Source organism: Roseibium aquae (genome assembly GCF_008711285.1).
Lineage (GTDB): Bacteria > Pseudomonadota > Alphaproteobacteria > Rhizobiales > Stappiaceae > Roseibium > Roseibium aquae.
This window is the reverse complement of record NZ_VXDC01000001.1, coordinates 22,266-47,622: the sequence shown is the minus strand read 5'-3', so window position 1 is coordinate 47,622 and position 25,357 is coordinate 22,266. Positions and strand designations below refer to the sequence as shown.

Annotated in this window: 20 protein-coding genes; 5 read left to right on the top strand and 15 right to left on the bottom strand. The window is 58.6% G+C overall.

The features are described from left to right. Positions 1–43: 43 nt before the first annotated feature. On the bottom strand, positions 44–1,195 hold the full coding sequence (locus tag F0184_RS00195; RefSeq protein WP_208998259.1) for an outer membrane beta-barrel protein: 1,152 nt from the start codon (positions 1,193–1,195) through the stop codon (positions 44–46). A gap of 553 nt (positions 1,196–1,748) precedes the next feature. On the opposite strand from F0184_RS00195, the gene F0184_RS00190 reads away from it, so the two are divergent. From F0184_RS00190 to F0184_RS00180, 3 genes are all read left to right on the top strand, one after another. After that, positions 1,749–2,759, top strand: a complete 1,011-nt coding sequence (locus F0184_RS00190; protein ID WP_150493254.1) for a KpsF/GutQ family sugar-phosphate isomerase — start codon at positions 1,749–1,751, stop codon at positions 2,757–2,759. Positions 2,760–3,003: 244 nt separating this feature from the next. Next, positions 3,004–3,771 (top strand): motility protein A, encoded by a 768-nt coding sequence (locus tag F0184_RS00185; protein WP_150493252.1) that lies wholly within the window; start codon positions 3,004–3,006, stop codon positions 3,769–3,771. Between the two features lie 24 nt (positions 3,772–3,795). Beyond that, entirely contained in the window at positions 3,796–4,650 is an 855-nt protein-coding gene (locus tag F0184_RS00180; protein ID WP_150493250.1) for a flagellar motor protein MotB, read from the top strand. A gap of 25 nt (positions 4,651–4,675) precedes the next feature. On the opposite strand, the gene F0184_RS00175 is transcribed toward F0184_RS00180, so the two are convergent. The 10 genes from F0184_RS00175 to F0184_RS00130 all read right to left on the bottom strand — a co-directional run bounded on the left by F0184_RS00175 (position 4,676) and on the right by F0184_RS00130 (position 16,363). Next, positions 4,676–5,131, bottom strand: a complete 456-nt coding sequence (locus F0184_RS00175) for an NfeD family protein (protein WP_150493248.1) — start codon at positions 5,129–5,131, stop codon at positions 4,676–4,678. Beyond that, positions 5,128–6,129 (bottom strand): SPFH domain-containing protein, encoded by a 1,002-nt coding sequence (locus F0184_RS00170; RefSeq protein WP_172971917.1) that lies wholly within the window; start codon positions 6,127–6,129, stop codon positions 5,128–5,130. The genes F0184_RS00175 and F0184_RS00170 overlap by 4 nt, the downstream gene beginning before the upstream one ends. 492 nt (positions 6,130–6,621) lie before the next feature. Then, entirely contained in the window at positions 6,622–7,701 is a 1,080-nt protein-coding gene (gene hemH, locus F0184_RS00165; RefSeq protein ID WP_150493246.1) for a ferrochelatase, read from the bottom strand. A 169-nt stretch (positions 7,702–7,870) separates the two neighbouring features. Beyond that, entirely contained in the window at positions 7,871–9,106 is a 1,236-nt protein-coding gene (locus tag F0184_RS00160) for a phenylacetate--CoA ligase family protein (RefSeq protein WP_150493244.1), read from the bottom strand. A 37-nt stretch (positions 9,107–9,143) separates the two neighbouring features. After that, entirely contained in the window at positions 9,144–10,001 is an 858-nt protein-coding gene (locus F0184_RS00155; protein ID WP_150493242.1) for an ABC transporter ATP-binding protein, read from the bottom strand. A gap of 74 nt (positions 10,002–10,075) precedes the next feature. Next, positions 10,076–11,407 carry an ABC transporter substrate-binding protein gene (locus F0184_RS00150; protein ID WP_150493240.1) on the bottom strand — a complete coding sequence of 444 codons (1,332 nt, stop codon included), beginning with the start codon at positions 11,405–11,407 and terminating at the stop codon, positions 10,076–10,078. Between the two features lie 103 nt (positions 11,408–11,510). Continuing rightward, positions 11,511–12,587, bottom strand: coding sequence for a branched-chain amino acid ABC transporter permease (locus F0184_RS00145; RefSeq protein ID WP_150493238.1), 1,077 nt, complete (start codon positions 12,585–12,587; stop codon positions 11,511–11,513). 6 nt (positions 12,588–12,593) lie between these two features. After that, complete coding sequence (locus F0184_RS00140) at positions 12,594–13,547, bottom strand: branched-chain amino acid ABC transporter permease (protein ID WP_150493236.1); 954 nt, start codon at positions 13,545–13,547, stop codon at positions 12,594–12,596. A gap of 15 nt (positions 13,548–13,562) precedes the next feature. After that, the gene (locus F0184_RS00135) at positions 13,563–14,384 is read right to left on the bottom strand and encodes an ABC transporter ATP-binding protein (RefSeq protein ID WP_150493234.1); all 822 of its coding nucleotides are present in this window, start codon (positions 14,382–14,384) and stop codon (positions 13,563–13,565) included. Next, positions 14,381–16,363 (bottom strand): AMP-dependent synthetase/ligase, encoded by a 1,983-nt coding sequence (locus F0184_RS00130; RefSeq protein ID WP_150493232.1) that lies wholly within the window; start codon positions 16,361–16,363, stop codon positions 14,381–14,383. Before F0184_RS00130 ends, F0184_RS00135 begins: the two co-directional genes overlap by 4 nt. Positions 16,364–16,614: 251 nt before the next feature. On the opposite strand from F0184_RS00130, the gene F0184_RS00125 reads away from it, so the two are divergent. Together F0184_RS00125 and F0184_RS00120 are read left to right on the top strand one after the other, a co-directional pair. Then, entirely contained in the window at positions 16,615–18,582 is a 1,968-nt protein-coding gene (locus F0184_RS00125) for a PAS-domain containing protein (RefSeq protein WP_150493230.1), read from the top strand. Then, positions 18,579–19,331: a response regulator transcription factor gene (locus F0184_RS00120; RefSeq protein ID WP_150493228.1), complete on the top strand. Its 753-nt coding sequence runs from the start codon at positions 18,579–18,581 to the stop codon at positions 19,329–19,331. Before F0184_RS00125 ends, F0184_RS00120 begins: the two co-directional genes overlap by 4 nt. Positions 19,332–19,344: 13 nt before the next feature. Here F0184_RS00120 and F0184_RS00115 read toward each other — a convergent pair whose 3' ends face one another. The 4 genes from F0184_RS00115 to F0184_RS00100 all read right to left on the bottom strand — a co-directional run bounded on the left by F0184_RS00115 (position 19,345) and on the right by F0184_RS00100 (position 25,266). Next, entirely contained in the window at positions 19,345–20,937 is a 1,593-nt protein-coding gene (locus F0184_RS00115; protein WP_150493226.1) for a TRAP transporter large permease, read from the bottom strand. Further along, positions 20,934–21,467 (bottom strand): TRAP transporter small permease subunit, encoded by a 534-nt coding sequence (locus F0184_RS00110; RefSeq protein ID WP_150493224.1) that lies wholly within the window; start codon positions 21,465–21,467, stop codon positions 20,934–20,936. Before F0184_RS00110 ends, F0184_RS00115 begins: the two co-directional genes overlap by 4 nt. 74 nt (positions 21,468–21,541) lie before the next feature. Continuing rightward, positions 21,542–24,208 (bottom strand): TRAP transporter large permease subunit, encoded by a 2,667-nt coding sequence (locus F0184_RS00105; protein ID WP_150493222.1) that lies wholly within the window; start codon positions 24,206–24,208, stop codon positions 21,542–21,544. Between the two features lie 20 nt (positions 24,209–24,228). Further along, on the bottom strand, positions 24,229–25,266 hold the full coding sequence (locus F0184_RS00100) for a TRAP transporter small permease subunit (RefSeq protein ID WP_150493220.1): 1,038 nt from the start codon (positions 25,264–25,266) through the stop codon (positions 24,229–24,231). Between the last annotated feature and the right edge of the window lie 91 nt (positions 25,267–25,357).

Genomic DNA, 25,357 nt, shown 5'->3' with positions numbered 1-25,357 from the left:
ATTACCCCTTCCATGGATCTCGGGCAAAATGGTGACCAAGAGGTTAATGCCGAATACGAATACCGGCCTCGATCCTGTTTTCGGTATAGTCCGCCCCCGCCTGTGAGCTGTCAAAATCGCGATAAGTATAGTCGGCGGTCAGCGCGAGCGTGCTCGTGAGCGCATAGGTAAGTCCCGCGAGGCCTGTGAATGTGCGCTCGTCAATCGCGACCCCCTGATAGGTGCGGTAACTGTAGCCTACGCCGACCTCCCCAACCAACCGGCTGGTAAACCCGCGCGCAAGCCGCAAGTCACCGGAATAAATGATGGATCCACTCGCACCATCGATATCCGTTGTCGCGAAGTCCGTCCCCAGACCGGCGGTCACCGTTGTCAAGCGGCTAGGCGACCAGACCAAAGACGCGTCAATGAGCATGCCGGACAATGGATCAAGACGGTTGTCTTCCAGATTTTCTACCCGCCAGCCCGCTGCGATTTCGCCAGCAACCTTCGGACCCGCGTCAATGACGGCTCCACCGCGCAGTTCGTAGCCTGTGGATGCACGGTTCTCACATGCCGCGTCGGTGCAGTCTCGGTCAAATCGGCGGGCCAAGGCGGCCGCTTCGGCAAATGGCGACAGGACCCCGCCCCCATTGCTTTGCAGACGCAGGCCCGCTGAATAGAGCGTGTTGTCGCGCGCACTTGTATCGGTAGCAGAGCCAGTGTCATCGTTGGTGTAAATGGTCCGGTCCGCTCCAACCGATCCAGTCAGGCGAAGCAAGCCAGCCGCACGTGTCGCAGACAGGGAGCCGGACAAGATGTGAATGTCGCTCGCGCCATTTGCACTTTCCGCGCTGGACCGGTCTTCCCGGGAATAGGAATAGGACACGTCGCCCGTCGCGCTGGTGGCCGCCGAGAGGTCCAGCCGCAAGCTGCTGGAAACCGTGAGGTTGGGATCGTCATCATCGTTGGCGTCCGGGAAACCCGTATAGGTGCCCCTCAAGGCGAAATCGAGCTGATGGCGCGCCCACTCCGAACGTGCCGTGATGTTGGGGGCGATCGTGTACAATTTTCCAGAATCGCCATTTGCGGTTTGCGACCGGTTGTCCGTCCATCCCCCGCTGACCGTGAATTCGGGAAAGATCGTGAATGTGCCAACGCGAAACCCTTCGGCAGCGTCGAACTCGGTATCGCCACCGAAAACGTTGTTATCCAATCCACCGCCAGAATTGTTGGATATCCCCGAAACGGCCACAATCCGATCAGAAAACCGGGTGACAGGCTCAACACGTCCGGCCCTGCCCAAGCCAGTTGACCCGGTCTCGGCGGTGGCGGCATTGGATTGACCTTGGTTGAACTCAGAAGGAAAAATGCTTGGCCGGTCGCCAAGAACGCTCAGATCGTCGGCGCGGGCAGCAGCCACATCCATAGCGGGTTCTTGTTCCGTGATGGTGCCGCGCAACGCGGGACCAACACTCTGAGCCTCTGCCGGTTGACAGAGAAAGAGCAATGCAGCAAGTGGGGCAAAGGCACGCGCCATGACTTTCCCGGTCTGGGTAGGGGATGGATCAGTCAAGCCAAATGGATACAAGCCTATGGTTAATGACTGGTTTCTTCTGCTTGCAAATTGCAAGATGACCGCCGGTGCGGAACAAAGCGGGCAAGGTCCTATTGCCTTAAAAACACGGGGACGCAGTTGCGGGCGCTCTCAGACTGACGTAAGCCAAATTCGCGGTCCAGGACGCGAAAAAGAATGACCGGGAAACAAGATGGCAATTGCACATAACGATACATCTGCCGTGACCAGCGATACGGGCGCCCGAGCTCTCGTTTCTGCGGAGCGAACCCTTGAGACCGAAATGGCGGGAATGAGCGCTCTAAGGGCCGCCTTGAAAGACAATCTCGCCCTGCCTTTCGCCAATGCCGTCGAACTCATCAACCGCTTGAGCGGCCGTCTGATCGTGACCGGTATCGGCAAGAGCGGCCATATCGGGACCAAACTGGCCGCCAGTCTGGCGTCCACCGGCACGCCCGCGTTTTTTGTTCATGCCAGCGAGGCCAGCCACGGCGATCTTGGAATGATAACTGAGCAAGACGCTGTGATCGCACTGTCCTGGTCGGGTGAAACGCAGGAACTTGCCAGCATCGTTGCCTACACAAGGCGTTTTCGCGTCCCGCTGATTGCCATCACGTCACGATCCGACAGTACGCTTGGCCGGGCGTCAGACATTGTCTTGAAGCTCCCCAGCGTCGCCGAAGCGTGTCCCCACGGTCTCGCGCCGACCACCTCCGCCCTTATCCAGCTGGCTATGGGAGACGCGCTTGCCGTTGCTCTCCTGGAAACACGCGGGTTTTCAGCGCAGGACTTTCGGGTCTTCCACCCAGGGGGGCGCCTCGGCGCAAGTCTTATGACGGCCAAGGACATCATGCACAAGGGCGAGGCTCTTCCGCTCGTGCAGGCATACACCATCATGCGGGACGGGATCGTTCTCATGACCCAAAAGGGCTTCGGTGTCCTTGGCGTGCAGGATGAGCTGAACCGCTTGGTGGGCATCGTGACGGATGGCGACTTGCGCCGTCATATCAGCACGAATTTTTTGGACAAGAGCGTGTCTGAAATCATGACAGCGGGCCCGAAGACGGTTTCAAAGGACATGATGGCGGCATCCATCCTGGAAATGGTCAATTCGTCGGCCATCTCTTCGGTGTTTGTGGTCGAAGACCAAAGACCGATCGGTATCGTTCATCTTCACGATCTGCTTCGGATCGGCGCGGCCTGATCAATTGACAACAAGCTGGAAGCTGCCTCCGGCCGGACACCGAACGCGTTTCAGGTATCAGGACAATTCTTGAGCGTTTGTTTAACATTCGCGGTTCCACTCTCATCACATGTCCGTCAGCGTGCGTGTCTATTGCATTTTTTGGTGCCCTCTTCGCGGACGGATTAGGGAATAGTTAGCGTTACTCCTCCTAAACTGCACACCGAGTTGCATCGGGCTTCGGGCCCCTTTGTTGGTGTGTGGAATGGATCTGGCGACCCTTATCGGCATTGTCGGTGCCTTCGGCATCGTTGTAACCGCCATTTTTCTTGGCGGAAGCTTCGGCCAATTCGTTGACGTTCCCTCGATCCTGATCGTTGTCGGCGGCGGTCTTGCCGCGACGTTGATCCGCTTCCAGCTGTCAGACATTGCCGCTGCCTTTGCGACCGGCTTCAAAGTGGCTTTGCAAGGCAAAAGCGCGTCGCCACGCGATCTCATTGAAGAGATCTCACATTTGGGCGAAATCGTCCGGAAGTCCGGCCCGCTGGGTTTGGAGAATGTCGACGTTTCCGATCCGATCCTCGGCAAGGGGGTGCAGTACATAGCGGATGGCTACGATATTGAGTTCATCAAAGAATCGATGGAGCGGGAGCGCGACTTGCAGCTTACCCGCCTCTCCGAAGGCAAGCGGGTCTTCAAGGCTTTGGGCGACTCGGCTCCCGCGTTCGGCATGATCGGGACCCTGGTCGGCCTGGTCCAAATGCTGGCCAACATGGACGATCCATCCGCGATCGGCCCATCCATGGCCATCGCCCTTCTGACGACTTTGTATGGCGCGCTGATCTCAAACATCATCTGCTTGCCCATTGTCGACAAGCTTGACGCCAAGTTCGATGGGGATGAGTTGAACCAGACTCTCATCATCGACGGGGTCATGCAGATCCGCGAATCAAAGAGCCCGGCTCTAATCCGGGAAATGCTGATAGCCTACCTTCCTGGCAAGGACCGGGAAGCGCTGGAAGCCGCCGCGTAGGTTCAACCTCACACGAGAAACGCCTTGGCAAAGAAGCAGAAAAAAGTCGATCCCGGTGCGCCCCTGTGGCTGGTCACTTTTGCCGATCTGATGTCGCTGCTCGTCTGCTTCTTCGTTCTGATCATTTCCTTTTCGATCCAGGACAAGGAGAAACTTCAAGTCGTGGCCGGATCCATGCGTGAAGCTTTCGGCGTGAAGGAGGATTCCAAGAGAACCGGGGTCATCGAGGTCAACGGCATCCCGATCCGGGAGTACATGAAGGATGTCAGCCAGGTTGAGCACTCAATGGATTCCGATTTCGCCAATGAGGAACACGACCGGCGCCGGAAGCAAGGTCCTGAGGCCAATACACACGATACGCTTGAGGCGGACATCGAAAAACCGCGTCAGTTTGCGACAGCTGCGGCATCGCTCAGGCAGGCCTGGCAGGAAATGCCCGAAATCACCGAAATTTCGAACAACATCATTCTTGTCGAGACGGAGGAGGGACTGAACATCATGCTGGTTGATCAGGATGGACGGTCGATGTTCCGCGAGGGGTCGAAATTTCCCTATGAAACGACCCGCCGCCTGATTGCCAAGATGGCTCCGGTTCTGGCCCAGATGCCCAACCGTATCGAGATCACCGGGCACACGACCGCCGGGCGGCAAAACATCGATCCATCCTACACAGGCTGGGACCTGTCATCGGAGCGGGCGAATGTTGCGCGCCAGATCCTGGCCGAATACGGCGTTCAGAAAGACCAGTTCTTCGCGGTCGTCGGCAAGGCCGATACCGAGCCGCTTTTTCCGAACGATCCGTTTCTGGCGGCCAACCGGCGGATCGAGATCCTTTTGAAAAAGGAAGAGCCGCCAATCCCGCCAGGGCATTCCCCCTGAAAAAGCCTTCCCATTGAGACGGGCTTCAGGCTTCTCCTGCTTCGATGACAACAAGGCGCGCACCATCGACACGGTCGACCCGGATGCGCGTGCCCGCCGGTAAATCAGGGCCCGAAACCCGCCACACCGTGTCATCTATCGAAAGCCGGCCCTCTCCTTGCTGGATGGGCGCATGGAGCGTAAATTCCCGGCCGATATACCTGCTCCCCCGCCGGTTGAGGTTGGGATCTCCGCTTTCCTCACTCAGCCTGGAGACCAGCCGGCGCCCGAGCACGAGGCTTACGAGGGACAAGACCAGAAAAAGCCCGATATAAACCTGCCACGGAAAGTCGGTGAACAGCGCGAAGGTCCCGACGAGGATCGCGGATATCCCGAACCACAGGAAGACCGTTCCCGGCGCGAGGATCTCAAGGCCGAGCAACAAAAGCCCGAGGATCCACCACGTCCACGGGCGAAGCTCTTCAACAAGACCGGCGATCATGTGCCGTCCCCGTTTCGGGGCGGCGCGGTGTTCGGAACGCGGCCGGAAGACCGCGATGGTTCGGCATCCCCGTCCTTACCGAAGGCCTCTTTCGCAATCTCCCCAATCCCGGTCAGGGCTCCGAGCAGCGAGGTCGCTTCCATGGGCAGGATCAGCGTCTTCTGATTGCGTGATGTCGCAAGTTCCTTGAAAGCCTCGACATATTTGCTGGCCACGAAGTAGTTGATCGCCTGGACATTTCCCGACGCTATCGCGTCACTGACCATTTGCGTTGCCTTGGCTTCGGCCTCGGCTTCCCGTTCCCGGGCTTCCGCATCGCGGAAAGCGGCTTCGCGCCGACCTTCGGCCTCAAGAATGAGGGATTGCTTCTCTCCTTCGGCCTGCAGGATTTCCGATTGCCGCTTCCCTTCCGCTTCCAGAATGGCGGCCCGCTTTTCGCGCTCTGCTTTCATCTGGCGGGCCATCGCCTCAACCAGATCCCGTGGAGGATTGATATCCTTGATTTCGATACGCGTCACTTTGATGCCCCACGGCTCGGCCGCCGCATCGACAACCCGAAGAAGCCGGGAATTGATCTCGTCGCGATTGGACAGCAGTTCATCCAGATCCATCGACCCCATCACTGAGCGAATATTGGTCATCGTCAGATTCAGGATTGCATTCTGCAGGCCTAAGATTTCATAGGCCGCCCGGGCCGCGTCGAGAACCTGATAGAACGTCACCCCATCCGCAGTGATCGTCGCGTTGTCACGGGTTATGACCTCCTGCGCAGGAACATCGAGAACCTGTTCCATCATATTGAGTTTGTGACCGATCCTGTCGACAAAAGGGACGATCAGATTGAGACCTGGAGCAAGAGTCCGGCGATAGCGGCCGAACCGTTCGATGGTGTAGTTGAAGCCTTGCGGAACAGTTTTCACGCCCGACAAGATGACCAGGATCACGAGGGAGAGCAGAATGATCAGGGCAATGTCAAACCCCAGAATTTCAACGGGCATGGATATCTCCGGCGAGCGCGATGATCAGGCGGCGAGAGTATGCGCCGGAAATCACCGGCAATCCAGTGATGCTCCGGCATACCCGTTGAAAGGTAGGCGCTGGATATTGCATTTTGAGGACTGCTGGACCGCGCACCTGCAAGCGCGATCAAAAACCTGTGCAAACCGGCCGGCCAAAAAGCGCCCTTCAGCACTGGAACGACTCCGGGTCAGCTTGAAGAGGTACGCTCCAATCTGACCGGGAGAATTGCCGGCAATCTTCAAGTTTTAGAGCATCGAAAGCTGTCGAAGCATTCAAACCATCTTTCGGGCGAACATCGCCGCCCGCCGCCACAGCCTTGCCGCCAGTCGAACCGGCGAAGGTTGAACATCCTGGATCTCAACGGCAAACCGATCTTACGTCCGGTTGAAAACCGGTGTCCGGGCCGGTCGATGGATAACCGAAGTTGGCACCGTGTTCAGCAGCATGCGATCCGCAAGGATGGCAAGAGATCAGAGCCAGCCAGACAACTCGCGGCGCACAATGTGCTCAATCACTTCCATTCCAAGGTCGCTGTCGTTGAGACAGGGGATATGGCTGAAATGCTCCCCGCCATTCTCCTCGAATATTTCACCCGCCTCGCCCGCGATTTCCTCGAGCGTTTCCAGACAGTCCGACACGAAACCGGGATTCATCACAGCGATGTTCTTGACGCCATCCTTGGCAAGCTGCTCAACGGTCTTGTCGGTGTAGGGCTGTAGCCATTCCTCGGGGCCGAACCGGGACTGGAAGGTGGTCTGGAGCTTGTTTTCATCCCAGCCAAGAACATCTCGCATCAAGCGTGTCGTCTTGTGGCAATGACAATGGTAGGGGTCGCCGCGGCGGAAGTAGGACTGTGGAATGCCATGATACGAGGTCAGAACGAGGTCGGGTTCAAAGTCCAACGTCTCGAGGTGACGCTCAACGGATTTGGCCAGCGCCGTCACATAAACCGGATCATCGTGGTAGGCGGGCACGGTCCGAATGGCAGGTTGCCAGCGCAAATCGAGAAGGGTGCGGCACACCTCGTCATTCACGGTTGCCGTTGTCGTAGCGGAATACTGGGGATACAGCGGGAAAACCAGAATTCGATCGCATCCCTCATCTTTTAGGGCCTTCAAACGGTCAGGGATCGACGGCTGGCCGTAGCGCATGGCCCAATCGATGTGAAGCCGGCCGCCATGATTGCCCATCGATTCGAGAAGCTTGTCCGATTGGCTGCGGGTAATTGTGCGCAGGGGCGATTCGTCGGCTTCGTGGTTCCAGATTTCCTCATACGCCTTGCCGGATTTCCCCGGACGGGTCATCAGCACGATGCCGTAAAGGATCGGGTACCAGACGGCCTTGGGCCATTCGATCACCCGCTTGTCCGACAGAAACTGCCTGAGGTAACGGCGCATCGGCCAATAGGATGTCGCATCCGGCGTTCCAAGATTGACGAGGAGGACACCGATTTTGCCCGTCTTGACCTTTGGATGGTCGGCCGGCAGCTTCACCTTCCGCATTTCAAGGTTTGGGTCAGCGGCAAGGGGGGCAGTCGGTTGAACGGTCATGGCTAATCCGTGGCACGATGTTGAGACTCGAAACGTACATAATTAGGCGAGCCGAATTATCCAACCCGCTTAGGTGTGTACGCATGTCGATGATGCCAGATCACCGCACAGAGCATAACGAACATGCCATATATTGGCCATTTCCGGAAGGTCGCCGCTGGTAAAGTGGTTAGCCGTACTCACGCTCGTCCGCGATGACTTTACCGTCATTCGGAAGCATTCCAAGCGGAACGATTTCGACTTCGCCTTTGAGCCGGGTCACATCGCGCAAGGTGGCGGCTATCGCATCCGCCAACGAATCCTCAACAACGATAGCTTCGATCGAAAGCACCATCTTGTCCGCCTCTTCGGCCCGCGTGACCGTCAAACGGGCCTTTTTGATTTCGGCATGGTGTTTTTGAATCTCCGCGATCTGCGCAGGATCCACAAACATCCCCTTGATCTTCGTGCGTTGATCCGCGCGGCCCATCCAGCCGGCAATCCGCATATTTGTGCGGCCGCAGGCGGACGGCCCAGGCAGTATTTTGGACAGGTCCCCTGTGGCAAACCGGATCAGCGGATAGATTTCGTTGAAAGCGGTGACCACAAGTTCGCCCACTTCACCGTCCGGTACCGGATCGTTGGTTCCCGGGCGGACGATCTCAACGATGTAGTCCTCGTTCACGATCATGCCGTCTCGCGCGGAACTCTCATACGCGATGACGCCGAGATCAGCTGTGGCATAGCACTGGGCCACGGCAACACCGCGGGCCGCGTACTCGTCGCGCAGCGAAGGAAACAATGCCCCCCCGGAAACGAGGGCTTTCACGATCGACGACATGTCGCGGCCAAGGTCCGCGCCACGGTCCAAAAGCACTTTGAGGTAATCCGGCGTACCGATAAAACCGGCGGGCCTGAGGACCTCCACTGCTTCCGCCTGCATGTCCGTATTGCCCACCCCGGCCGGAAAAACGGTGCAACCCATGGCCGTCGCGCCCTGATCGAGAATGAACCCGCCCGGGGTAAGGTGATAGGAAAACGCGTTGAGAACAACGTCGCCACGCCGGAAACCGGAGGCAAAGAGCGCCCGCGCGCCATTCCATGGATCGGAACCGGCGCCCTGCGGTTCCCAGATCGGCCCGGGGGACATGAAGACCCGGGTTGCATGATGGAGGGGGGCGGCAAGAAAGCCGCCAAAGGGCGGATTTTCTTTCTGATGGGCCATGAGATCGGACTTGCGCAGGACCGGAAGCGCCGCCAGAGCGGCCCGATCCGCCACACGGGCCACATCGTGACCGTGAAGGTGCCTTGCCCACCCCGCTGCGTTCTCTACCGCATGGGACAAAAGGCCCGGTAATCTGCCAAACAGGTCCTGTTCACGCGCGGCCGGTTCCTGGCCCTCGCGCGGCTCATATAGCCCGCTCATGATCGTCTCCGCTTGTCTCGTCCCCGCGAACCGTTGCCTAGGACAGCCAACGTTTCCGGCGTTTGTAGTGCTTCACGTTCCGGAACGAACGGCGGCCTTCGCCACCCACGCCCAGATAGAATTCCTTGACATCCTCATTGTCCCGCAATGCCTTGGCATCACCATCCAGAACGATCCGGCCGGCTTCGAGAATGTATCCATAGGTCGCATACCGCAGAGCGACATTCGTGTTTTGCTCGGCGAGCAGGAAGGACACGCCTTCGTTGTCATTCAGTTGCTTGACGATTTCGAAGATTTCTTCCACCAACTGCGGCGCCAGTCCCATGGATGGTTCGTCCAGCAGGATCATCTTTGGGCGGCTCATCAAGGCCCGGCCGATCGCGCACATCTGCTGCTCGCCGCCAGAGGTATAGCCCGCCTGGGAATTCCGGCGCTCCCTTAGCCGGGGAAAATAGGTGTAGACCATTTCAAGGTCTGACTTGATGGCCGCAGCCCCGTCCTTGCGGGTATAGGCCCCCGTCAGGAGGTTTTCCTCGATACTGAGGTGGCCGAAACAGTGGCGACCTTCCATGACCTGAATACAACCACGTCGCACCAAATCATTGGGGGACAGGGCCTGGACCTCCTCGCCTTCGAAGACGATCTTGCCCTTGGTCACTTCGCCCCGTTCCGCACCGAGCAAGTTGGAGACGGCCTTCAAGGTTGTGGTCTTGCCGGCCCCATTGGCCCCCAGAAGCGCGACGATCCCCCCTCGCGGGACGGTCAAAGACACACCCTTCAACACCAGAATCACGTGATCATAGATCACCTCGATATTGTTCACGGTCAGGATCGTGTCCTGCGCCTCGGTGATGCTGGTCTTGTCGCCGGTCCGGTCAAGTTCCAGTGTCGACATGGGTTTCGCTTGCTCCAAAGCCATTTCGGGGGAAGCGCTTCGCGGATCCGACCGCGAAGCGCCGGTCATGGGTCCTACTGAGCGCAGGCTTCAGTCCGCTCCGGCCACGGAGCATTCTTTTCGGCATAGTCTGCCGCAGCAGCCTCGAGCAGCGGCCGGACAACGTCGGTCATCGGCTCGATCCAGTCAGTCACCTTCACGAAGCGTTCGCCGTCCCACTCCTGAATGAACACAGGATGGCTGCCGGCATGGTCCTCACAGGTTACCTTCATTGGATGGGCAAACCCGGCAAGGCCAATTTCGGCGAGCCGTTCTTGCGTCAGGTTCAATGCCTCGAGGCCCACCCGCATGTCTTCACCGGTGATGACCTTTTTGCCGGTCAATTCCTGTGCGGTCCGGATCCCTTCAGCGATAATAACGGAATTCAGAACGCCACGGTTATACAGAGTGGTCCCAATGCTCGCCGGATCGGTCTGGGTCTTGCCTGCATCCACAACCAGGGTCTTGATGTCCTGGAGAGCCGGGAAATCCATACCGACGCCGGAGAAGTTCAAGGCCTTGTAACCGGCCGCGTCCTGCCCGCCGGCGGCGGCATCGTCCTCGCCGGCTGACCACCAGACACCAATGAACTTGTCCATCGGATAGCGGATCTTCACGGCTTCTTTGATCGCCGTCGGGTTCATTGCCCCCCAACCCCACATGATCATGTAGTCGGGCCGGTCACGCCGGACATTGAGCCACTGAGAAGACTGGTTTTGCATCTGGTTTGCAGGCACCGGATATTGCAGAAGCTCGAAACCGTGTTTTTCGGCCAACTGTTCCAGCAGGGGGATCGGTTCGCGGCCATAGCCGGCATCCAGGAAGATATAGCCGATCTTCTTCCCGCTCAGGCTGTCCAGACCACCTTCCTGATCGGCGATGTAGTTGATCACCACGGACGCGCCGTCCCAATACGTTACGGGCACGTTGAAAACCCAGGGAAACACATCGCCCACGGCTGCCGCGGACAATCCGTACCCCATGGAAAGAACAGGGATTTTATCCACCGAGGCTTTCGGAATCAGCTGTAGGGTGATGCCGGTGGAATACGGATTGTAGACCAGAGCTCCCTTGCCTTTGGTCGCCTCATAGCATTCCACGCCCTTTTGCGCGTTGTAGCTGGTTTCGCACTCCTCGATTGCGATCGGTACGCCTCCGATGCCGCCATCGCGCTCGTTCAGCATCTGCAGATAGTCATTCATGCCGTTTGCGATATGAATGCCGGATCCAGCGAATGGGCCGGTGCGGTAAGTCAGAAGCGGCACATAGTTTGTGTCTTGTGCTTGGGCCGGCTGAGGTGCGACGGCACCCGCCGTAACGCCAACAGCCAAAGCAGTGGCGCATGCCCAGGTTTTCAAGTGTTTCATTCATTTCCTCCCTTGCGGATCTGAAAGCTTCCAGAAGCCACCGGACCGATTGAGCCATCCTCCCCGGACCGGTCCGACGTCCGGATGGCTGTTGGGTTGGCCGTCAATAGGGGAACGGCCAGACCCTGAGTTTCTGCTTGGCGATTTGCCATAGCCGGGCAAACCCGTGCGGCTCGACGATCAAGAAGAAGATGATCAAGGCGCCAACAACCATGAAGGCAAGATGCTCCACCGTCTCTGCCCCTATGTCGACATCCAGCATGTTCGGAATGGCCCGCAGGACGATCGGCAGGATCCAGATAAAGGCCGCCCCCATAAAAGCGCCCCCTACACTGCCCAGGCCACCCAAAATGACCATGAACAGGATCTGGAACGACAGTGTGATGGAGTAGGACGACGGCTCGGCCGCGTTGAGCCAGAAGAACACCATCATCGCGCCAGCCACGCCGCAGACATAGGACGAAACCGCAAACGCCATCAGCTTGGTCTGCAACGGTCGGATACCCATCAGTTCCGCCGCGATGTCCATATCCCGGATCATCATCCACGACCGGCCGATGCGCCCGCGAAGAACATTGGCGATCAAGAAGGCGATCAAAACCGTAATGGTTAGCACCACAAAGTACCGGGCCAGCGGCGTTGCTTCCGCGCCGGAAATGATCACTCCGAACATCTCACGGGTCGGGATCTCGATCGCACCGGACGCATTGTAATTGTACAGCCAGCCGATCCGGATAAAGCACCACTCCAGGAAGAATTGCGCCGCCAACGTGGTCACGGCCAGATACAGCCCCTTGATGCGCAAGCTCGGCAACCCGAAGATGGCACCGATCGCAGCCGAGAAAAACCCGGATACCAGAACGAGAAAAATCACGTTCACGTCGGGGAAGATCGTGGTCAGTTTGTAGGCTGCATATGCCCCGACCCCCATGAAAGCGCCTGTTCCCAGCGACAGCTGGCCGCAAAAACCCGTCAGCACGTTGAGCCCGATAGCGGCTAACGAGAAGACCAGGAAGGGGATCATGACCGAGGCCAGGAAGAAATCGTTGGCGGTCAGCGGGATCACAACGAATGCGACAAGAAGGATGATCCCAAGGCCGATCTTGTCCTGACGGATCGGAAAGAGTGCCTGATCCGCCTCGTAGCTTGTCTTGAATTGTCCGGCTTCACGGTAAAACATGTCGACTTACACCCGTTCGATGATTTTTTCGCCGAAGAGACCTTGCGGCCGGAACAGCAGAAAGATGAGGGCGATGATGTAGGCGAACCAGGATTCAATCCCCCCGCCGACGAGACCACCCCAGTAGAGCTCTGCGATTTTCTCGCCGAACCCGATGATCAACCCACCGATAATCGCACCGGGAATGGACGTGAACCCGCCCAGAATGAGGACCGGCAAGGCCTTGAACGCGATGATTTCCAGGGCGAAGGACACGTCGGAGCGCGCGCCCCACATGATGCCCGTGGCCAGCGCGACAAGGCCGGCAGCGAACCAAACGATGGCCCAGATCTGGTTCAGGGAAATGCCAACCGACAGAGCGGCCTGGTGGTCGTCGGCGACCGCGCGGAGCGCCCGTCCGATCCTGGTCTTGTTGAAGAACACCGCAAGCGCGCCCACCATCAAGATCGCGATCACCGCGGCGGCAATATCGATGTGCTGCAGTATCACGAGTCCGCGTTCGCCGAATTCAAACGCGGTCGAACCGGTTGGCAATCCCAGCTCCTCGGTGATCATGCGCTTGGGCTCTCCGCCGAAGATCAGCTCGCCAAATCCGATCAAGAAATAGGTCAGGCCAATCGTCGCCATCAGCAAGATGATGTCTGGCTGGTTGACCAGCGGCCGCATGACAATGCGCTCGATCCCGTAAGCCAGAACAGCCATGACACCGATGGTCAAGATCAGGGCCAGGTAGGCAGGCACACCGTTTTCGTGCAGACCGACCAGCGTCAGGCCGGCAAACACCACCATGATACCCTGTGCGAAGTTGAAAACACCCGAGGCCTTGAAAATCAGCACAAAGCCCAGCGCAATCAGCGCATAGAGGATCCCCGCGACGAAACCTTCCCAGAGCACTTGCAGGAAAAAGTCCGGCATTTGGTACATCTGAACGAACGGATCGACAAAAATGTCGTAAAGCATGGTTCTTCCCCTCGGCTAGTGGCTGACGCCGAGATAAGCGTCGATCACGGCCTGATTGGCCTGGACCTCTTCCGGGGTCCCGTCCGCAATCTTTTTTCCATAGTCGAGAACAACAACGCGATCCGACAGATCCATGACCACCCCCATGTCATGTTCGATCAGTGCGATTGTTGTTCCAAATTCGCTGTTCACGTCGAGGATGAAGCGACTCATGTCTTCTTTTTCTTCAAGGTTCATGCCCGCCATCGGCTCATCCAGCAGAAGCAGCTCGGGCTCCATGGCAAGGGCGCGGCCAAGCTCGACACGCTTCTGCAAGCCGTAGGGAAGCCGGCCAACCGGCGTTTTACGGATCGCTTGGATTTCCAGGAAGTCGATGATCTCCTCGACTTTGCGCCGATGTTCGATCTCCTCCCGTTCGGCTGGCCCCCGCCACAACAGCTGCCAGAAAAAGTTCCGGCTCATCTTGAGCGACCGTCCGGACATGATGTTGTCGAGTGTGGTCATGCCCTTGAACAGGGCCACATTCTGGAAGGTCCTTGCGATTCCTTGGCTGGCCGCCTCGTATGGCCTCATCTTGCGCCGGACCTCGCCGCGCCAGGTGATCGTTCCCTCCTGGGGGTGGTAAAAACCATTGATCACGTTGAGCATCGATGTTTTCCCCGCACCATTGGGCCCGATGATCGCACGCACTTCACCCTTGCGGATGTCGAAGGAAATATCGGTGATCGCTTTCACGCCGCCGAAGGAGAGCGACACGTTATCGACCCGCAGCAGCAGTTCCCGTTCACTTGCCGGCCGCGGCTCGGGAAGGCTCTCCTTGGTCACGATAGCATTCATTCGGCAGCCTCCCGCGTCGCGCCGCTCGCTGGGTATGGGGTCAGTTCCCGGATTTCGACCGTGGCTTCAATCGCCCCTTTCCGGCCGTCCTCATACACGACCTCGGTCCGCACATGCTTGGACGTCGACCCATCATAAAGGGCCTCGATCAGGGGCTCATAGCGCTCCGCGATAAACGACCGGCGAACCTTTTGGGTGCGGGTCAGTTCGCCGTCATCTGCATCAAGCTCCTTGTGAAGAATCAAGAAGCGGTGGATTTGCGCGCCGGCCATCATCGGCTCTTGAGACAGGTCCTTGTTCACCTGATCCACATGAGCCTGGATCATTCCGTAGACATCCGGGTGTGCCGCAAGCTCCTGATAAGACGCATAATTGACGTTGTTGCGCTCAGCCCAGGATCCGACCGCGGTAAGATCGATATTCAAGAACACGCAGACCTTGTCGCGCTCGTGACCAAAGGCCACGGCTTCCTTGATGTTCGGGAAGAACTTGAGCTTGTTTTCGATGTATTTCGGCGCAAACAGAGAGCCGTCGGTCAGTTTTCCGACATCCTTTGCCCGGTCGATAATTTTCAGATGGCCGTTTTCCGCGATAATTCCTGCGTCGCCGGTGTGCACCCAGCCTTCGGGTGTCTTTGTCGATTTCGTGGCCTCATCGTTCTTGTAGTATCCGACAAAGACACCCGGAGAACGGTAGAGCACTTCGCCGTTATCGGCGATCTTCAGTTCCACTCCGGGCGCGGGTTTACCAACCGTGTCACCGAAAATCTCACCGTCTGGCTGCAGCGTGATGTACACGCTGGCCTCGGTTTGACCGTAGAGTTGTTTGAGATTGAGGCCGAGCGCGCGGAAGAACTGGAAAATCTCCGGGCCGATTGCCTCCCCTGCCGTATATCCGACCTTCAGCCGGGTGAAGCCGATCCGGTTTTTCAAGGGTCCGTAGACCAGATACTCACCAAGCCGGTAGAGGACCCGGTCCGTAAAGGGAACAGCTTCCCCATTCAGGATTTTTTCCCCTGACCGCCGGGCCACTCCCATGAAAAAGTGGAACATGCTTCGCTTGATGCGGCCGGCATCCTCCATCCGCACCATGATCCGGGTCAGGAGGTTTTCGAAGACCCGTGGTGGAGCGAAGAAATAGGTCGGCGCGATTTCAAGCCGATCGACATCGATGGTGTCCAGGCTTTCTGGGCAATTGACGCAGTATCCGGCGGTAAAGGCCTGGGCGAGTGAAAAGACGTGGTCTCCGATCCAAGCCATCGGCAGATAGGCCAGAACCTCCTCGGTCTCGTTCAAGCTGTCAAAGGCGTTGCCATTGCGGGCGGAGACAATCAGGTTGTCGAAGGACAGCATTACACCTTTGGGCCGCCCGGTCGTGCCGGACGTGTATAGCATGACGGCGAGGTCCCGGCCGTTCATATCTTGGAACCCCTGCTCCCAGGCGGCCGTCGCGCCGGCGTCAGCCGATAGAAGCTTTCGGCCCCGATCCTGAACGTCGGTATAGGCATGAAGGCGCGTGTGATCATAATCCCGCAGGCCCCGGGGCTCATCGTAGATCACGTGTTCAAGCGTCGGCAGATTGTCCATGGACAGGAGCTTGTCCACCTGCTCTTGGTCTTCCACGACCGCAAATCTGACTTCGGCATGGCCAAGAACAAACGCCATTTCCTCAGCGACAGAATCTGCATAGACTGGAACGGGTATGGCGCCGAGCGCCTGCGCCGCGACCATGGACCAATACAGGCGTGGCCGATTGGCCCCAATGATCGCCACCTTGTCGCCCGGGGCAAGCCCCAGGTCTTTCAACCCAACTGAAAAAGCCCGGATTTCATCAAGCACCCCGGACCAGGTCCAGCTTTGCCAGATCCCCAGATCCTTTTCCCGGACAGCGGTCCGGTCACCGAAGACCCGCGCATTGCGCAGAAGGATCTTCGGAAAGGTGTCCTCGCCGCCAGAGGCAGCTTCGGCCAGCCTTGCCATAGCGTTTTCCATCCCTAGAAGTTCGCCCCGTTTTCAGGGTCGCGTTTCTGATCTGATGAAACAACTCCAGCGGGCCGCCTTCAAGGTCTATTTTTCCCACGTCGAACAAAGCGCTCGTCAGACAGTATCGAAACGCTAGTCCGGCCGGTTTGCCGCAGTGTGTTTCAATTATGACGAATTGTTTCATCTATTGTGCCGTGCAAAATCCTTTGGCTCTGGCCAGAACGGCCAGCGCCTCCTAAGCTCCCGGCATGAAACCAGAAGACCAGCTCCAATCTCAGCTCGATTTGCTGCAAGCTGCACTCGACCATGTGAACCAGGGCTTTTCAGTATTCGACGCGGATCTGAAACTCGTCGCGTGGAACCGCGGCCTTTGGGAAATGCTGGATTTTCCACCCGGTCTCGCTCACCGGGGCGCCCATCTTGCGGATTTTCTTCGCGTGAATGCGGAACGGGGCGAGTATGGTCCGGGCGATATCGAAGGCAAGATCCAGCGCCGCCTCGAGCGGGCTCAGCAGTTTGTGCCCCATTATTTCGAACGGGTCCGGCCAAACGGGCAAATCATCGCGGTCAGTGGCACTCCGCTGCCGCAAGGTGGTTTCGTTACCACCTATACGGATGTCACGGAAACACGGCGGCGCCAGGAAAAACTGGAACAAACCGTACAAGAGCGTACCCGGGCCCTGCAGCAGTCTGAAGACTGGCTTCGGCTTGTGACGGATAACATTCCGGCCCTGATCGCCTATATGGCGCCCGGTCCTGTCTTCCGGTTCGCCAACCGGAGATACGCGGAGTGGTTCGGGCATTCGGTGGCCTCCATTGTGGGCCGAACAGGACCGGAGGTCGTTGGCGAAGAACTGTTCCGCGAGATCGAGCCTCATATTGCCAAAGCTTTCGAGGGCAATGCCGTTTCCTACGAATACGCCCGAAAGGCTCCTGACGGCGGCACGGTCCACATGCGCTCAACCCTGATCCCGGACATGACCAAGGACGGACGAACCTTGGGCGCATTTGTCCTGTCGCTGGACGTGAGCGAGCAAAAGCAAAATGAAGCGACGTTGCTCCAATCACAGCGCATGGATGCGGTGGGCAAATTGACCGGCGGTCTGGCGCACGACTTCAACAACCTTTTGACCATTTTGATGGGCAATCTCCTCAGCCTCAGCCGGAAACACGGCGCCGTGGACGCTCTCGAGATGGAAAAGCATCTCACCCCGATGCTGAAGGCCACCCGGCGGGGCTCCGACCTCACCCACCGGCTTCTCGCTTTCAGCAGGGGCGAAACAGTGACACCGCAAACGGTGGAACTGTCAGGCTTGATCGCCAATGTGAGCACCCTGCTGAACGGGTCACTGCCAGCTTCGATAACACTCACATTGGAACCGGGAGCGAGCAGGCCGATTACAGCGAAGATTGACCCGACCCAGCTTGAAACGGCACTTGTGAACCTGGCTTTCAACGCACGTGACGCCATGCCGGACGGAGGCACTCTCGCGATTGCACTTCACACGCAGAACATCGAAAAGCCGGTTGCCGAAACCCTGGACATGGTCCCTGGCCCTTATGCAGCCATCACGGTCAGCGATTCCGGGGTCGGTATGGACGAGGTCACGAAATTGCGTGTTTTTGAACCTTTCTTCACGACCAAGACATTCGGGACTGGCAGTGGTCTTGGGATGTCCATGGTTTACGGGTTCATGAAACAGGCCGGGGGCGCCGTCGACATTCAATCCACCCCCGGGCGCGGAACAACCATCACGCTCTACCTGCCCCTGGCGCGAGGGGCCAAAGCAGGCCCTCGCTCTGACGGCCGGAGCGACCTTGCGGAGATGGTCGACGTTCCACACGGAGCCGGAGAATTAATCCTGCTTGTTGAAGACGACGCGGATGTGGCCGCGGTGCTTGCCAGCCAAATCACCGAGTTGGGCTACACGGTCATGGTTGCGGAAGACGCGGAAGATGCCCGCCATCTTGCGGCCGATCTGCCGGAGTTGCGCGGCGTCCTAAGCGACATAGTCATGCCCGGGCAAATCAACGGACTGACCCTCGCCCGGGACATCAAAGCCGCGCGCGCGGATCTCGGAATCGCATTGATGACAGGCTATGCGAACTGGACGGGCGCAGATGGTCGCGCCGACGATTGCGGTTTTCCAGTCTTGCCAAAACCATTTGAAAGTGGAAGCCTCGCGCGAACTCTAAAGCAGATCACCGATCGATGACGTTGCAAGATCCGCCCCGCGCCGTGCCCCCGGCTGGACAGACCCAAAGAACGCTCGCCTTCATTGTGGACGATGAGCCGGATATCTGCGCGATTTTGACGGAAACCATGTCGCCATTCGGGATGGACTCAAAGGCTTTTATCAGCGCCGCCTCCCTCCTTGCCGCGCTTGACCACGAAGTCCCCGATGTTTGCATCGTCGATCTCGGTCTTCCGGACATGGAGGGGATGCATCTCATAAACGAGATCAGGAAACACTCCTCAGTACCGATTCTGGTTCTTTCGGCACGTGGCCACGCATCGGACAGGGTGATGGGTCTGGAACTCGGGGCCGACGACTATGTTGTCAAGCCGTTTGATCCGCGCGAAGTTGTTGCCCGGATCCGTTCGATCCTGCGCAGGTCTTCCGAGGGCCGGGTCGCAGCCCCGCAGCACGGGCCGTTGCGCGCCAGTTTCAGCGGATGGACCTACAATCCGCAATCCCACTGCCTGATCTCGGACCACGGCGAGGAGACCTATTTGCCGACCGGGGAAGCCCATCTGCTCGAAGCTCTGCTTCGGGCGCCCAAGCGGGTCCTTAGCCGTGACTATCTCTTGGAACATGGCGGCCGCGACGACAGTCTTGACCGCTCCATCGATGTGCGGATCTCGCGTATCCGCAAGAAGCTGAGTCTGCCTGATCAAGCGGACCTGATCCGCACGGTTTACGGCGCTGGCTATATGTTCACGGCAAATGTGGACTGGCTTTAACGGGCAAGACTTGTCAAAGCACCGACGGCAACCATGTCGCCAGACCGGGCATCAACCACAGCAAAACGAGCAGACAAAGCTGCAATCCCACAAAAGGGGCGACACCTTTGTATAGCTGGACTGTGCTGACCAGGTCGCCGGCCGCGCCGCGGAAATAAAACAATGCAAAACCGAACGGCGGGGTCAAAAAGGATGTTTGAAGGTTGACCGCCATCATCACCGCCAGCCAGGCTGGAGAGACCATGGAGCCATCTGGGAGAGTCATCTGGAGAAGAATGGGGGCGACAAGGGGGACCACGACGAAGACAATTTCCAGAAAATCGAGAAAGAACCCCAAAATGAACATGACGAGCATCACGGCAAGAATTGCGCCGAGTGTTCCACCTGGAAGCCCGGACAGCACGGTATCGATGGTCTGATCCCCGCCCAGTTCCCGAAACATGAGGGCGAAAACAGTCGCACCGACGACAATCGCGAAAATCATAGCGATCATCTGGATCCCGTTGTCGAGCACCGGTCCAAGGAGGTTGGCCCGATGCAAGAAACGGATGTTCAGGACAAGCCCCCCAAGCAGACCCAACGCACATAACACGGTGAAGGCCGTGGCCACCAGATTTGGACCTGGCTGCAAACTTGTCATGTCTTGCGCCAGCTTGCCCACGATCAGGCCAGCCACTGCGCACGCGGGGAGCAGCAGCAGTACCGGCCTGTTTCCCGACACACGGTAACCGGCCAGCACGATAGCCCCCGCAGCGCCAAGGGCAGCAGCCTCCGTCGTTGTTGCCATGCCACCAAGGATGGCGCCCAGAACGCACAGGATCAGGACCAGGGGCGCCAACACAATGAAGGCCGCTCCTGTCCTCTGCGATATGGGAGGTGCAGGGTCTGCTTGCGGAAAGGCGGGCAGAACGGGTTCTGGAACCAGCATCTCGGCTGCGCCAGACCGGCACCGGATGAACTGGTAGACAAGATACATCCCGACCAGACAAAGACCGGGAAGGAGCGCGGCGGCGAACAGATCCGCCACCGAGAAGGGATCTGGAGCGAAGGCGCCTTGGGCCCGTTGGGCTGTTTGGTAGGCGGTCGAAATCTGGTCGGACAACACAATCAGGACAATGGATGGCGGGATGATCTGGCCCAAGGTGCCGGCCGCTGCGATCGAACCGGCGGATAGTGCGGGCGGGTAGCCGGATCTGAGCAGGCTGGGCAGGGCGATGAGCGTCATCGTCACCACAGTCGCACCGACAATGCCGGTGGAGGCCGCAAGAAGGGCCCCGACCAGCGTGACTGAAAGGAGCAACCCACCGCGTGTTTTCCGGAACGCGCCGGCCATCGCCAGCAGGAGGTCTTCGGCAAGACGGGACTTCTCCAGAACCAAACCCATCAGCACGAAGAAGGGAATGGCAAGGAGTGTCGGATTGGTAACGATCCCGTAGATCCGCAAGGGCACAGCGCCCCATGCGATGTCCGCGCCAAAGACACTCGCTGTTGCCGCAACAAGCACAGCTGTTCCGCCCAGCGTGAATGCCACGGGAAAACCGGCCATCAGAGCAAGGCAAACCGCCGCGAGCAGGATCAAGTCAAACGGGGCGGAAGCATCGGTCATTGTGTCGGATCTGGATTGGTTGGGCGATCGTGAGGAAACCTGTCACCGGGAAGAAGCAAGCAGGCAACCGCCTGAATTCCAAGCAGAATGGCAAATACGGGAATCAGGGTCTTCAAAAGGAAGACCGCCGGAAGCCCTGCGGGTTGGGCGGATCGCTCCCACACGGCCCAGGACGATGCGGCAAAGGGCCAGCCTGTTGCGGCGATTATGCCGACAAGAGGAAGCAGAAAGAGCACGGTGCCGAAAAGGTTTATCACCCGTCGGGTGCCGGGCTCAACATGGCGGTAGATGATATCCACCCGGACATGCGCCCCTTTGGACAGCGCATAGGCGCAGGCCAACAGGGCGGCGCTGGCATGCAGGTAAACCACGACCTCCTGCATCCACACATATCCGGCATTAAGCGCATACCGCAGAACAACCACGGCGCACTGGACGCCGATCATGATGAGAAGCAGCCAGCCGCACACGAACCCGATCGCGGCATTCAACCTTTCGGCGGCTTTCGATACGTGCCCAAGAACGGTCACGGCGGGACTCCAAATCCAAAATGAAACGGCGGGACAGTCACCCGTCCCGCCGTTTAGATCAAGAGCCGTGCCGCTTAGAAGTTGAGGGACACGTCCCTGTGATCGGAGAGGCAAGCCGCGACATCAAGTGCCATGTCGTTTGGCAGCCGGTCTTGCTGGCGGAGGCCGATGTTGAGCTTGATGACCTCATCGTAAGCGAGCAGCCCTGGCAGCAACTCCGCTTCGCCGCGCCTGCGCCACGAAAGGTCAGCCGCCAGCGCCGCAAGCGAATTGTCGATCTCGGCATCAGCCGCCGCCAGGTCGGGATTATCCCCGCGCATGATCCTTCGGGCTTCATTGACGCCATCGCGGACCGAACCAGCGCCTTCGATGTCTCCGATCATCGACCGGACTTCGGCCAGCCGGTCGACAGCGGCGTCCTTTTCAAGCTGGCGGATCTCGTCTTTCAACCCGGCGATGACCGGCTCGAGTGCCGCCAATTGATCGGCTTGCCGGAGCACGGTCTTGAGTTCGAGAAGCGGCTCGTAGGCATCGTCCACCGTCCGGCGGTAGTCGCGCCGGGCTTTGGTTTCCGCGCCCTGGATCTGAGCAAACGCGTCATGCCTCGGATCCCACTCCTCGGGGATTTGCGCGAGAAGCGCCTCTTTTTCGGCCGTGTATCGATCGATCTGAGACTGCGCAAGTTCCCCTTGCTCGGCAGTGTAGACGCCTGTCGGGCCGGAGCGCTGGACGATAATCTTCAGCTCCTCGATCCTCTGCTCATAACGTCGTGCGTCTCGTTCAAGCGCGCGAACTTCAACGTGAAGCGGACGATAGTCGACTGCGGCCACCGCCACCGCATCCTCGGCTTCCCGGATGGCATTCATCTGCGGGATTGCCTGCCGTGCCTTTTCGAAACTCTCGGCCATGGAATCCCGGGAATCTTCGGGAAGATAGCTGTAGTCGAGGCTGGCCGCGGTGTTGATCGCAGCGAGCACGGTGTCGCCGTTGCGCTGGAAATCCTCATAGATCAGGTTTTCCATGCAGTATTGCAGACGCGGGTTGGAGGGGGGCGGAGCTGTTTCCGACAGCAGCGACTGGCGGTTCGGGAGATAGTTGACCAGTTGCGGATAGAATCCGACGATGACCAGGGCAAACAACTGCAGTCCGATGAAGGCGACCACGCCCTTGTACATGTCCAGCGTTTTCACCACCGCCGGCGCCACCCCGCGCAAGTAGAACAGGGCAAAGCCGAAAGGCGGGGTCAGGAAAGATGTCTGAATGTTCAGACCGATCATGACGCCCAGCCAGACCGCGGTCACGTTGGCCGAGGGATCCGCCAACAGGATCGGGGCGACAATCGGGACCACGACCACGGCGATCTCGATGAAATCGAGAAAGAAGCCGAGGATGAACACCACGAGCATGACGATCAGGAATTGCGCCCAGAATCCACCGGGAAGCCCCTGGAGGAACTCCTTCACCAGATGCTCACCGCCGAACGCGCGGAACGCGGAGGTCAGCATCGCGGCGCCCAGCAGAATGACGAAAACCAGCGATGTGGTCTTGGCCGTTTCAATCATGACGCCGCGAAGCGTGTCTTCGAGTTTGAAGGTCCGCCATCCGCTCCAGGCGATCGCGAACAGAACGAGGGATACGGCGATCAGTGCCAGAATGAGACCCAGCATGTCGTCGCTGGTCTCAATCCGCTTGATGTTCACCTCGCCGAAGAAACTGATCACAACAGCAAGGCCAAGCAGCGAGAGGACGGCGATTATGGCAGGTGAATAAGCGCCCTTTTCCCCTTCCTTCAGCCGGTAACCGGCCATGATCATGGCGCCAACGGCACCGATCGCACCAGCCTGGTTCACGGTGGCGATGCCGCCGAGAATGGAGCCCAGAACAAGGAAGATGAGAGCAAGCGGCGGCACCAGCGTGGTGAACACCTTCACCGCAAATTGCCGGTCGAACGTGCCTTCCTCATGAACGGCAGGCGCTGACTTCGGTTTCAACAGAGCGAAACCGAGGATAAACAGCATGTACAGCCCGACCAGGACGAGGCCCGGAAGGAAGGCGCCCAGAAACATTTCACCGGCGCTGGTCGACGTCACCGCGAAATCCGAGGGCATCGAAATCTCGCCCGTCGAATCGCGGTAAAGGGTCTGCCGCAGGTTGCCTGCCTGATCGACCGCACTGGCCAACTGATCGGCCAGAATGATGAGCACGATCGACGGTGGAATAATCTGGCCCAAGGTACCGGACGCAGCAATCGTGCCGGTCGCCAGCGGGACCGAGTAATTGTTGCGCAGCATCGCTGGGAGGGAGATCAAGCCCATGGCGACGACGGTCGCGCCGACAATACCGGTCGTTGCGGCAAGAAGCGCGCCCACGAAGACCACGGAAATCCCGAGGCCGCCGGGAACCGGGCCAAACAGCCGGGCCATGGTGACAAGCAAGTCCTCGGCGATCTTGGACCGCTGAAGCATGATGCCCATGAAGACGAAGAGCGGAATGGCTATCAGCGTATCCCGTTCCGCCTCCCAGTAGATCCCTCGAAAGTTGGTGACGCCGGCACTTAGCCATTGCATGGCCGAACCGCTGTCGAAGAATGCATCCGGGCCGGACGAAAACAGATATCCGGTCGCAGCCGCCAGGCCGATGGCCAGGATAGCAGACCCGGGAAGAGCGAATGCGACCGGAAAGCCGGCGCCAAGGGCGAAGGCCATCAGGACGACGAGGATGGCAAGGAAGAGAAGTTCCATATCGGGCGATCTCGGTAACTTTAGTGGGCAGCGGTCGAGGAGTGATCCCGGCCACCCGGTTCACCGCGGATGTCGGCAACAGCTTCGAGGAAATAGCTCACGAATTGAACCATCATTGTGACGGCGAACACGCCGAGGAACCCGGCCATCAGGTACTTCACATAAAGCCCGAAACCGGCCTGGGTGACCTCATAGGCCAGCATGGGGGCGTTGATGGCGTTCTGTTTGCCGCCCATGCCGATGTAAAGGATCACGGCGCACAGGGTCATACCCAGAAAGAGAGAGCCGAAGGCATTCACGTAGCCCTTGGTCTTGGCTTTCATCCCGGCATAAAAAACATCGACCCGGACATGGCCTTCTTCCAACAGAGTATAGGCACTGGCAAACAGGAACAGCGCGGCATACCAGAAGCGCACAAGGTCGGCCATGAAGGCTTGTTCGTAAGACAGGATGAACCGGCCAATCACGATCATCAACTCGGCCATGACGACAAGCAATGCAAGCCAGATGAAACCGAGCGTACGGGTGAACGCGGCGATCACGAACGACAATCCCACCAGGGGCATATGCACATAGGCGCCCCGGAATTGGGAGCGCCCCAAGCTTGACGCCAAGTCTTCCCCAACCACGGCGGCCAGCAATCCCTCCACGCGCAAGAACGAGATAACTGAATCGGTCAGGCCGACGAGCAAAACCGCCCAGAACATGGCCCGGATCAAGTAGGCATTGATATTGCTGATGCGCTTGCTGTCATCACGCAAGCTGACCGTTTTGGTCCGCTGGACATGCATCACCGCCCAGATAACGAATGCGGCGTAGAGACCGAGTTGCAGCCACGACCAGATAATCGGCATGGACCCGTTGGCTGCGCCACCGAAGATCGGCGCTACTCCCGGAAGGTCCTGCCAATAGGTGAGGTAGTTATTTAAGACAAAGGCTGCCATCACCACGAGGACCAACCAGCCGAAGGTCCGGTACGGCACCGCACTTTTATGTGTTCCCTGGGAAGATGTCCCACCAGCAGACACGCCGTCTTCAACGCCGCCCATGGCAGTCATGGCGAAGGTGCCCCTTTTTGTTTTGTTTTATATAGAAAGTGGGGGACGGACCCGTGTCCGCCCCCTTGTATCGCTCGAAAACTGGGACCCG

Excerpts from the sequence above, each read along its gene's own strand:
- F0184_RS00150 (WP_150493240.1), bottom strand. The coding sequence starts at position 11,407 with ATGAAACACTTGAAAACCTGGGCATGCGCCACTGCTTTGGCTGTTGGC.
- F0184_RS00120 (WP_150493228.1), top strand. The coding sequence starts at position 18,579 with ATGACGTTGCAAGATCCGCCCCGCGCCGTGCCCCCGGCTGGACAGACC.
- F0184_RS00135 (WP_150493234.1), bottom strand. The coding sequence starts at position 14,384 with ATGAATGCTATCGTGACCAAGGAGAGCCTTCCCGAGCCGCGGCCGGCA.
- F0184_RS00175 (WP_150493248.1), bottom strand. The coding sequence starts at position 5,131 with ATGATCGCCGGTCTTGTTGAAGAGCTTCGCCCGTGGACGTGGTGGATC.
- F0184_RS00125 (WP_150493230.1), top strand. The coding sequence starts at position 16,615 with ATGAAACCAGAAGACCAGCTCCAATCTCAGCTCGATTTGCTGCAAGCT.
- F0184_RS00160 (WP_150493244.1), bottom strand. The coding sequence starts at position 9,106 with ATGAGCGGGCTATATGAGCCGCGCGAGGGCCAGGAACCGGCCGCGCGT.
- F0184_RS00185 (WP_150493252.1), top strand. The coding sequence starts at position 3,004 with ATGGATCTGGCGACCCTTATCGGCATTGTCGGTGCCTTCGGCATCGTT.
- hemH (WP_150493246.1), bottom strand. The coding sequence starts at position 7,701 with ATGACCGTTCAACCGACTGCCCCCCTTGCCGCTGACCCAAACCTTGAA.
- F0184_RS00115 (WP_150493226.1), bottom strand. The coding sequence starts at position 20,937 with ATGACCGATGCTTCCGCCCCGTTTGACTTGATCCTGCTCGCGGCGGTT.
- F0184_RS00100 (WP_150493220.1), bottom strand. The coding sequence starts at position 25,266 with ATGACTGCCATGGGCGGCGTTGAAGACGGCGTGTCTGCTGGTGGGACA.
- F0184_RS00145 (WP_150493238.1), bottom strand. The coding sequence starts at position 12,587 with ATGTTTTACCGTGAAGCCGGACAATTCAAGACAAGCTACGAGGCGGAT.
- F0184_RS00155 (WP_150493242.1), bottom strand. The coding sequence starts at position 10,001 with ATGTCGACACTGGAACTTGACCGGACCGGCGACAAGACCAGCATCACC.
- F0184_RS00140 (WP_150493236.1), bottom strand. The coding sequence starts at position 13,547 with ATGCTTTACGACATTTTTGTCGATCCGTTCGTTCAGATGTACCAAATG.
- F0184_RS00130 (WP_150493232.1), bottom strand. The coding sequence starts at position 16,363 with ATGGCAAGGCTGGCCGAAGCTGCCTCTGGCGGCGAGGACACCTTTCCG.
- F0184_RS00105 (WP_150493222.1), bottom strand. The coding sequence starts at position 24,208 with ATGGAACTTCTCTTCCTTGCCATCCTCGTCGTCCTGATGGCCTTCGCC.
- F0184_RS00170 (WP_172971917.1), bottom strand. The coding sequence starts at position 6,129 with ATGCCCGTTGAAATTCTGGGGTTTGACATTGCCCTGATCATTCTGCTC.
- F0184_RS00190 (WP_150493254.1), top strand. The coding sequence starts at position 1,749 with ATGGCAATTGCACATAACGATACATCTGCCGTGACCAGCGATACGGGC.